The following is a 10,134-nucleotide window of genomic DNA, read 5'->3' as shown; positions in this document are numbered from 1 at the left end:
CCGACACCCAGATCAAGATCCGCGGCTTCCGCATCGAACCCACCGAAATCGAAACCGTCCTCACCACCCACCCCCACATCACCCAAGCCACCCTGTCGACCCACCTCGACCACCACAACACCCCGCAGCTCAGCGCGTACGTGGTCGCCACCGACCCGGAGCCCGCCCCGCAGGACGTGCGCCTGTGGCTGCGCACCCTGCTGCCCGACCACATGGTCCCGGCCTTCGTCGTGGTGCTCGACCGGCTGCCGCTCACGCCCAACGGCAAGATCGACAAGCGGGCCCTCCCGGCCCCGCAGGCGGTACTGAAGGCCGGCGGCCGCACCCCGCGCACCCCGCTGGAGCAGCAGGTGCACACGTACTTCGCGGAAGCGCTGAACACCTCGGCCCCGCTCTCCATCGACGACAGCTTCTTCGACCACGGCGGCCACTCCCTCCTCGCCGCACGCCTCACCAACCGCATCTCCACCACCCTCGGCGTCACCCTCACCCTCCGCGACGTCTTCCAGCACCCCACCCCCGCCACCCTCGCCCGCCGCATCGAGACGCTTCGGCAGTCGGCGCCCGAGGCGCCCCGGCGGGCCAGGCCCGCGCTGCGCCGCCGCACCCCCGACCAGGAACGGAGTTCCTCATGAGCCACGACCAGTACCCCGACGCCACCCCCGCACCCGACGACGTGGTCTGGGACCTGCCGGGCGAAGGCCCGCAGCGCACCGCGCTGCTCGTCCTCCCGCACGCGGGCGGCAACGCCCACGCCTACGCCGAGTGGCGCGCATACCTCCCGGCGGACGTACGGCTGCTCATCGGCCAGTACCCGGGACGCGGCGCCCGCTTCGCCGAGGACCTGCCGCGCGACGTCACCGACCTGGCCGGCCCCGTCGTGGCCGCCCTGCCCCCCGGGGCCACCGACGACCTGGTGGTCCTCGGGCACAGCATGGGCTCGCTGGTGGCGTTCGAGGTCGTACGGGCCCTCCAGGCGGCCGGCCGCACCCCCCGGGCGTTGGTCGCCTCGGCCTGCCGGGCCCCCTACCTCGCCAACCCGTGCGCCGTGTACCCGGAGCGGCTCGACGACGACGAACTGGTCGCCGCCATCAAGGAGCGCGGCGGCACGGACGACGGCATCCTCGACGAGCCGGAGCTGCGCGAGATCATCCTGCCCTCCATCCGCGCGGACTTCGCCATCGACGACGTATACCGCTGCGCGGAGTCGGAGGCCCGGGTGGACTGCCCGGTGACGGTGATCGGCGGGGACGCCGACCCGGTCGCGCCGGCCGCCTCGCTGGGCCGCTGGGCGCAGATCACCGACCACGCGTTCGCCTCGCACGTCCTGCCCGGCGGCCACTTCTACTTCCAGCAGCAACTGCCGGACTTCTTCGCCGTGCTGGCCGAGGTGACCGGCGCGCCCGCCACGGCCGCCGTGTAGGGGGTGTCTGACGGATCATGGCCGGGCCCGGACCGCCTGGCACCGCGCCTTGCCGCGTTGTCGTCGGTCCCCAATGCTCCGCAGTGGCTCCCTCCTCCGCCTTGCAATCCACGGCACCAGCCGACCCGGCCTATCCGACCCTGACCCGTCAGACACCCCCAGTCCGCGTCCCGCCCCCTTTCCCGACTCCGCACCGTTCTAAGGAACTCCTCATGACCACGTTCGCCGACGCACCCGCCGCGACCGGTATCGACCCGGTGCGCGAGCCCGGCAAGCCCGTCGTCGTCCACACCCCGGCCGGCGCCGACCTCGCCTCGGCCGTGGCCTGGCTCACCGCCCACCGGGCCGACATCCAGGCCGAGTTGCACCGCAGCGGCGCCGTCCTGCTGCGGGGGCTGCCCGTCGAGGACGCCTCCTCCTTCGCCGCGGCGCGGGACGCCCTGATCGAGCGGCGCGCCGGCTACAAGGAGAAGGCCACCCCGCGCACCGACTTCGGCGAGGGCGTGTTCTCCTCCACCGACCTGCCCGCCGTGCAGCCGATCCGGCTCCACAACGAGAACAGTTACACCCTCGACTTCCCGGGCGTGCTCCTCTTCGGCTGTGTGATCGCCCCCGAGGAGGGCGGTGCCACCACCGTCGGCGACATGCGCGAGGCCCTGCGCCTGCTGCCGCCGGAGTTGGTGGAGCGCTTCGCGCGGGCCGGCTGGCTGCTCGTGCGCAACTACTCGGAACTGGCCGGACTGCCCTGGTACAAGACCTTCGCGACGCAGGACAAGGCCGTCGCCGAGGCCTACTGCGAGGAGAACACGGTCGGCTACGAGTGGGTCGACGAGGACGATTCGATGATCACCCGCCAGCGCCGCTCGGCCATCGTCACCCACCCGGTGACCGGCGAGAAGACCTGGTTCAACCACTTCGCCTTCTGGAACAGCCGGACCCTGGACCCGGACATCCGCGAGGTGCTGGTCGAGACGTACGGAGAGGACGGCCTGCCCTTCAACACCTACCTGGGTGACGGCTCCCGGCTCACCGACGCCGAGGTCGACGCGATCAACGCCGTCTACGACCGGGTCACCGTACGGGAGACCTGGCAGCGGGGCGACCTGATGATCGTGGACAACATCCTCTGCGCACACGGCCGCGAGGCCTACAAGGGGGACCGGAAGATCCTCGTCGCCATGGGCGAGCCGGTCGCACTGGCCGACTGCTCCCCCGAGACCCAGCCGTCCACCACCGTTTTCGCCGGGGAGTGACCACCATGACCGCCGTACTTCCCGAGCGTCCGGGTACCCTCGAGGGCCCGGCCGCCCCCGCCGACCTGCTGGCCCGCCTCGCGCTGGCCCCCGCCGGGCGCACCGCCGTCGTGGCCGGGGACCGCGAGCTGACCTTCGGCGCACTGCGCGACGAGGCGATGCGGATCGCCGGCCGGCTCACCGCCCGCGGAATCGGGCCGGAGAGCGTGGTCGCCCTGTGCCTGCCCCGTGGTGCCTCGCTGGTCGCCGCGCTGATCGGCACCCTGACCGCCGGCGCGGCCTATCTGCCCGTCGACCCGAAGCTGCCCGCCGAGCGACGCCGCTACCTGGTTGAGGATTCGGGCGCCGACCTCGTGGTCCTGGCGGACGCTGCGGCCGAGCCGCCCGCGCCGGGCGTGGCGGCCGTGACCGTGGCCGAACTGACCGCGCCGGACGGGGCGCCGCGTGCCTTCGCCCCCGTGCCGGTGACCGGGGACACCCTGGCGTACGTCATCTACACCTCCGGCTCCACGGGCCGGCCCAAGGGCGTCGAGATCGGCCGGGCGGCGGCCTCCGCGCTGCTGGCCGAGCTGGAGGATGCGGGCATCGCCGCCACCGAGGGCGGCCGCGTCGGCTGGAACGCCTCGCCGTCCTTCGACGCCTCCGTGCAGCAGTGGGTGCGGGTGTGCCGGGGCGACACCCTGGTGATGATCGACGACGAGACCCGCGCGGACCCCGCGCTGCTGGCCGCGCTGATCGACGGGCAGGCGCTGACCGATCTGGACATCACCCCCTCCCACGCCGAACCGCTGCTGGACCTGCTCACCGCCGACGGCGGCCCGCGCCCGCTGACGCTGCTGGTCGGGGGCGAGGCGATCAGCCCCGCGCTGTGGCGGCGCCTCGGCGAGGCGGGCGCACGGGGGGTACTGCGCACGGTCAACCTGTACGGGCCCACCGAGTGCACCGTCGACGCGACGGCGGGCTGGGTGGACCCGGCCGACGCGCCGCACATCGGGAACGTGCTGCCGGGGCTGCGGACGCGGGTGCTGGACGAGAAGCTGAACCCCGTCGCCGAGGGCGGCAGCGGCGAGCTGTACCTGGCGGGCCCGCGCGTGGGCCGCGGCTACCGGCGCCGCCCGGGGCTGACGGCGGAGCGGTTCCTGGCGGACTCCGGGGAGGGAGCCGGGTACGGGGGCCGGATGTACCGGACGGGTGACCTCGTACGGCTCCTCCCGGGCGGCCGGCTGGCCTACCTGGGCCGGGCCGACGGACAGGTCAAGCTCCGCGGCCACCGGATCGAACTCCCGGAGATCGAAGCCGCGTTGACCGCGATGCCGGAGATCGCCGAAGCAGCCGTCGTACTGCGGGACGACGTCCACGGGGCGCCCGGCCTGGTCGCCTACCACCGCGGCCGCGTCAGCGCCCCGGAGCTGCGCACCCGGCTCGGCGCCGCGCTCCCGGCGTACATGGTCCCGGCGGCCTTCGTCGCCCTGGACCGCTTCCCCACCACCACCAACGGCAAGCTGGACCGGGCCGCACTGCCCGCCCCGGCGGCGACGGCGGTGGACGCGCCGGACGCGGCGGCGGCCGAGGGCATGACCCGCTCGCAGGAGCTGATCGCCGCGGTGTGGGCGAGCGTCCTGGGCGCCTCCCGCATCGGCCTGGACGACAACTTCTTCAAGCTGGGCGGCCATTCGCTGCTCGCGATCAAGCTGGTGTCCCGGGTCCGCGCCGAGCTTCGGGTCGCGCTGCCGGTGAAGGCCGTGTACGCCAACCCGCGGCTGCGGGACCTCGCCGCCCACATCGATACCCTCGTGGAGGCGGCCGCCGCGGCGGCCGCCGAGCGCCAGGACGGATGAGGACATGACCGTGATCCCGTTGTCGTTCGCCCAGCGGCGGCTGTGGTTCCTGGGCCGGCTGCACGGCCCGTCCGCCGCCTACAACGCCCCCGTCGTCCTGCACCTCGACGCGGAGCCCGACGCCGGCGCCCTCGGCGCGGCCCTCGCCGACGTGGTGGAGCGGCACGAGGTGCTGCGCACCGTCCTGCCCGCGGGCGCGGACGCGGAGCCGTACCAGCGCGTGCTGGACGCGGCGGCCGTGCCGGGGCTCGCGCCGGTGCGGTGCGCGGCGGCCGACCGGGACGCGGCGGTGGCCGGGTTCGTCCGCGAGACGATCGACATCACCGCCGAACCTCCCCTGCGGGCAAGGCTGTTCACCTCCGGCGACGGGAACCCGGTCCTGGTCCTCCTGATCCACCACGTGGCCACCGACGGGCTGTCCGTACGGCCCCTGCTGCGCGACCTGGCCCGGGCGTACGAGGCCCGCCTCGCCGGGCGGGCCGCCGGCTGGGAGCCACTGCCCGTGCAGTACACGGACTACAGCCTGTGGCAGCACGAGCTGCTCGGCGACCCCGCGGACCCGGACAGCCTGGCCCGCGAACAGCTGGAGCACTGGCGGGCCGTCCTCGACGGCGCTCCGGCGGTGATCGACCTGCCCGCCGACCGGCCGCGGCCCGCCGAGCCCTCGGGCCGCGGCGGCCTGGTGACCGGCCGACTCGACGCGGCGGCGCACGGCGGGCTGCTCGCCCTGGCCCGCGGGCAGCGGGCGAGCCTGACCATGGTGGCCCGGGCGGCGCTGGCGGCCGTACTGTCCGCCTGCGGGGCGGGCGCGGACGTGGTGATCGGCGCCCCGGTGGCCGGGCGCCCGGACGAGGACCTGTACGACCTGGTCGGCTTCTTCGTCAACTCCCTCGCCCTGCGCACCGACCTGTCGGGGGACCCGTCCGTCGCCGAGCTGGTGGGCCGGGTCCGGGACGCGGACCTGGCCGCGTTCGAACAGCAGGAACTGCCCTTCGACCTGCTGGTGGAGCACCTGGCCCCCGAACGGGCGCTGGGACACCACCCGTTCTTCCAGGTGATGCTCACCGTGGAGGCGGGCGGCGGGGCCGCCGCCGGGCCGGTGCCGCTCGGCGGCGGGGTCGGCGCCCGCCTCGCGGACGTCGGCCTGGACTCCGCGAAGTTCGACCTCACGTGGTACTGCGCCGAGCGGCACACGGCGGACGGCCGCCCGGACGGCGTCGAGGTCTGCCTCCAGTACGCCCGCGACCTCTTCGACGAGGCGACGGCCCGGCTGCTGCTGGAGGTCTACGTCCGGGCGCTGCAGGGTTTCGCCGCCGACCCGCTGCGGCGGCTGGGCGAACTGGGACTGCCGGGGGCCGAGGAGTCGGCGGCCCTGGCCCGGCGGCCCGCCCGGACGGCCGCCGCCGCCCGCCCGGAGACCGGCGCCCCGGCGCCGGCCCGGCGGGACGTCCTGTCCCCCCGCGAGGAGATCCTGTGCGGGCTGTTCGCGGAGGTTCTGGGCCGGGCGGAGCTGGCCGCCGACGCCAACTTCTTCCGCAACGGCGGACACTCCCTGCTCGCGGGCAGACTCGTCAACCGGATCCGGGGCGCGCTCGGCCTCGAACTCGGCATCCGCGACCTGTTCCTCGCCCCGACCCCGACCGCCCTGCACCGGCGCCTGGCCGAGCGGGGCGCGCAGGCGACGGCCCGGCCCGCGCTGGACCCCGCGCGGCAGCGGCCGGAGCGGATCCCGCTGTCCGCCGCGCAGCGCGCGCTGTGGCTGGTGGGCCGGATCGAGGGCCCGTCGCCCACGTACAACGCCCCGCTGGTGCTGCGCCTGGACGGCGTCCCCGAGCGGGCGGCCCTGGCCGCCGCGCTGGCCGACGTGGTGGAGCGGCACGAGGTGCTGCGCACCGTGTACGGGGCCGAGGGCGGAGAGCCGTACCAGCGGGTGCTGGACACCCCGCAGGAGCTGCTGGAGACCGTAGGGTGCACCCCGGGCGACCTGGAGGAGCGGGTGGCCGGCTTCGGCCGGGAGACCTTCGACCTGGCGGCGCGGATCCCGCTGCGGGCCCGGCTGTTCCTCCCGGGTGACGGCGGCTGCGTGCTGGTCCTGCTCGTCCACCACATCGCCACCGACGGCTGGTCCCTGGCGCCGCTGCTGCGGGACCTGGGCGAGGCCTACACGGCCCGGTGCGCGGGCCGGCCGCCCGGGTGGCGCCCGCTGCCGGTGCAGTACGCCGACTACGCACTGTGGCAGGCCGGCCTGCTGGCCGACCCGGCGGCGCTGCTGGACCACTGGAGGGCGGCCCTGGACGGGATGCCCGCCCGCACCGTGCTGCCGGCCGACCGGCCACGCCCCGCCGAACCGTCGGGCCGCGGCGCCGCTTTGACCGCCCGGCTCGACGCGGGCGCGCACCGCGGGCTGGCGGCGCTGGCCCGCACCCGGCGGGCGAGCCTGTTCATGGTGGCCCGCTCCGCCCTGGCGGCGGCCCTGTCCGCCACCGGAGCCGGCCAGGACCTGGCGATCGGGACGCCCGTGGCGGGCCGCCCCGACCAGGACCTGCACGAGCTGGTCGGCTGCTTCGTCAACTCCCTCGTCCTGCGCACCGACCTGTCGGGGGACCCCGCGGTCGGCGAACTGGTGGAGCGGGTGCGGGACGCGGACCTGGCCGCCTTCGACCACCAGGACCTGCCGTTCGGCCTGCTGGTGGAGCACCTGTGCGAGGAAGGCGGCCGCACCCTGGGGGAACACCCCTTCTTCCAGGTGATGCTGACCGTGCAGGAGGCGGCGGACGACGCGGTGCGGCTCGGCCCGGTCTCCGGGCGGGCCACGAGCACCGACCTCGGCGCCGCGAAGTTCGACCTGAGTTTCCACTGCGCCGAGCGCCGGGACGCGCACGGCGGCCCCGCCGGGATGGACGTGTACGTCCAGTACGCCGAGGACCTGTTCGACGCGCAGACAGCACGGCTGCTGCTGGAGGTGTACGTACGGGCACTGGGCGCCTTCGCCGCCTCGGCCGACGCCCGGCTGGGCGAACTGGAGCTGCTCACGCGGGCGGAGCAGCAGGGGATCGCCGAGCGGCGGACCCGGCTCGCCGCCGCCGCTGCCGCGGCGGCCGCACCGGCTCCCGGCGCGGTGCCCACCGCCGGGGGCCTCTCCCCGCGCGAGGAGATCCTGTGCGGCCTCTTCGCGGAGGTGCTCGGCCGGGACCGGGTCGGCCCGGCGGACAACTTCTTCAAGGCCGGCGGGCACTCGCTGCTCGCCAGCAAGCTCGTGAACCGCATCCGGTCCGTGCTGGGCGTGGAGGCCGGCATCCGGGACCTGTTCCTGGCCCCGACGCCCGCCGCACTGCACCGCCGGCTGGGTTCCGCCGCGGGCCCGTCGCGGCCCGCGCCCTCGCCCGTACCGCCGGAGCGGCGGCCCGAGCGCATCCCGCTGTCGTACGCGCAGCGCCGGCTGTGGTTCACCGACCAGCTGGAGGGGCCCTCCCCCACCTACAACATCGCGCTGGTCCGGCGGCTGGAGCGGCCGCTCGACCCGGCGGCGCTGGCCGGGGCGCTGGCCGATGTCGCCGCCCGGCACGAGGTGCTGCGCACCGTGTACGGGGCCGAGGGCGGGGAGCCGTACCAGCGGGTCCTGGCCGGCGCCCGGCCCCAGTTGGAGCTGGCCCGGCCCGCGGACGTACCGGCGGCGGTGGACGAGGCGGCCGGTTACGTCTTCGACCTCACGCGCGAACTCCCGTTCCGGGCCTGGCTGTTCCTGCCCGACGCGGGCGGCCCGCAGACGCTGGTGCTGCTGCTGCACCACATCGCGGCGGACGGCTGGTCGACGGGACCGCTGCTCGCGGACCTGGCGGCGGCCTACGAGGCCCGGCTCGGCGGGGGCGCGCCCCGCTGGGAGCCGCTGCCGGTCCAGTACGCGGACTACGCGCTGTGGCAGCACGGGCTGTCCACGGAGCGGGAGTTCGGCCACTGGGAGCGGGCGCTGGCCGGCCTGCCGCCCCTGATCGACCTGCCGACGGAGCGGGAGCGGCCGGCCGAGCCTTCGGGCCGGGGCGCGGTCACCGGCTTCGCGGTGGCCCCGGACACGCACCGGCGGCTGGTCCGGGTGGCGCACGCGCACGGCGCCACCCTGTTCATGGTGGTGCAGGCGGCGCTCGCCGCCGCGCTGACCCGGCTCGGCGCGGGCACCGACCTCGCGGTCGGCACGGCCGTCGCCGGGCGGGCCGACGAGGCGCTGTCGGGGCTGGTCGGCTTCTTCGTGAACACGCTGGTGCTGCGCACCGACACGTCCGGGGACCCGGCGTTCGCGGAGCTGCTGGGCCGGGTACGGGACGCGGACCTGGCCGCGTACGAGCACCAGGACCTGCCCTTCGACCGGCTGGTGGAGCACCTCAACCCGCACCGCTCGGCCGCCCACGAGGCGCTGGTGCAGGTGATGCTCCAGGTGAACCCGGCCGGGGCCGGCGCACCCGCCGAATGCGGTCCGCTGGCGGGCGAGGAGCTGGCGTACCGGGCCGGATCGGCCAAGTCGGACCTCACCTTCGCCCTGACGGAACACCCGGACGGCGGGATGTCCGGGGTGCTGGAGTACGCGACCGACCTGTACGGTCCGTCGGGCGCCCGGCGGCTGGCGGACCTGCTGGTGGCGGCGCTGGACCTGTTCGCCGCGGACCCCTCGCTGCGGGTGGGCGACCTGCCCGCGCCGGCCGACCGGCGACCGGCCGACCGGCCCCTGATCGGGGGCTACCGGATCGACCCCGGGCACGTCGCGGCGGTGTTGTCGGAGCACCCGGCAGTGACCCGGGCGCGGGCCGAGGCAGTGGACGGCCGGCTCGTCGGGCACGCCGAGGGGGCCGTCACGGAGGCGGAACTCCAGGCCTGGGCGGCGGAGCGGCTGCCGGAGTACGCGGTGCCGTCGGCGGTGCACCTCCCGGTGGCCGCTCCCCGGCCGGCGCCGGCGGCGGACGAGGGCCTGACGGCGGCTGTGCTGCGGCTGTTCGCGGAGGTCCTGGAGAACGGGCGCGTCACCCCGGACGCCAACTTCTTCAAGTCGGGCGGGCATTCCCTGCTCGCGGTCCGGCTGGTCAACCGGGTGCGGGCCGAGCTGGGCCGGGAACTGACCATCCGGGAGGTCTTCCGCCACCCGACCCCGGCGAAGCTGGCGGCCCTGCTGGCGGCGGCCGCCCCGGCCGCCGCCCCCGTCCCGGCCCTGCGCCGCCGCACCCAGTCGGGGGCGCGCGTGCGGTAGGACACCGCAGCGGTACGGAAGCGGCCGCAGGGCCCGATGCCGTGGTCGTCGGGCCCTGCGGCCGTCGTGGTGTGCCCACCGGCCGCGGCACTCGCAAAGACCAGCGAAAGCTCGCGCGTTGGGCGGAACCCGCACATCCGGCGACTTCGTCGCCCCGGGGCCGGCCGACCAGCGTGGCCGGGTACACCGTTGTGCACACCACCGATGTCCGGCGGCTGACGCCCGCCCGGCCGGACCTCGGGGGACGGCGCGCTCGGGCCGTCCTACGGCGTACGGCTCAACCCGGACAAGCGGGACCTCGTACGCTTCGACGCCGCGGACTCGGTCATCGTGCTGGCCCCGGAGCCCGTGCACCGCGCCGCCCTGCCGGGTCCGGCCCGACCCGGT

General features: G+C 75.7%; 5 protein-coding genes. All 5 read left to right on the top strand.

The window, feature by feature from the left end:
• The coding region (locus tag ACWGH1_RS32900) for a phosphopantetheine-binding protein (RefSeq protein WP_453356297.1) at positions 1-635 on the top strand (635 nt) is incomplete at its 5' end.
• Positions 632-1,423 carry a thioesterase II family protein gene (locus ACWGH1_RS32895; RefSeq protein WP_453356296.1) on the top strand — a complete coding sequence of 264 codons (792 nt, stop codon included), beginning with the start codon at positions 632-634 and terminating at the stop codon, positions 1,421-1,423. The genes ACWGH1_RS32900 and ACWGH1_RS32895, both read left to right, overlap by 4 nt.
• Before the next feature lie 212 nt (positions 1,424-1,635).
• Positions 1,636-2,676, top strand: coding sequence for a TauD/TfdA family dioxygenase (locus tag ACWGH1_RS32890; RefSeq protein WP_453356295.1), 1,041 nt, complete (start codon positions 1,636-1,638; stop codon positions 2,674-2,676).
• Between the two features lie 5 nt (positions 2,677-2,681).
• The gene (locus ACWGH1_RS32885) at positions 2,682-4,514 is read left to right on the top strand and encodes a non-ribosomal peptide synthetase (RefSeq protein ID WP_453409271.1); all 1,833 of its coding nucleotides are present in this window, start codon (positions 2,682-2,684) and stop codon (positions 4,512-4,514) included.
• A gap of 10 nt (positions 4,515-4,524) precedes the next feature.
• Entirely contained in the window at positions 4,525-9,747 is a 5,223-nt protein-coding gene (locus tag ACWGH1_RS32880; RefSeq protein ID WP_453409273.1) for a condensation domain-containing protein, read from the top strand.
• The last annotated feature ends 387 nt before the right edge of the window (positions 9,748-10,134 follow it).

This window comes from Streptomyces sp. NPDC054883, assembly GCF_053610645.1.
The sequence above is the reverse complement of the archived record's forward strand: the minus strand, read 5'-3'. Positions and strand labels throughout refer to the sequence as shown.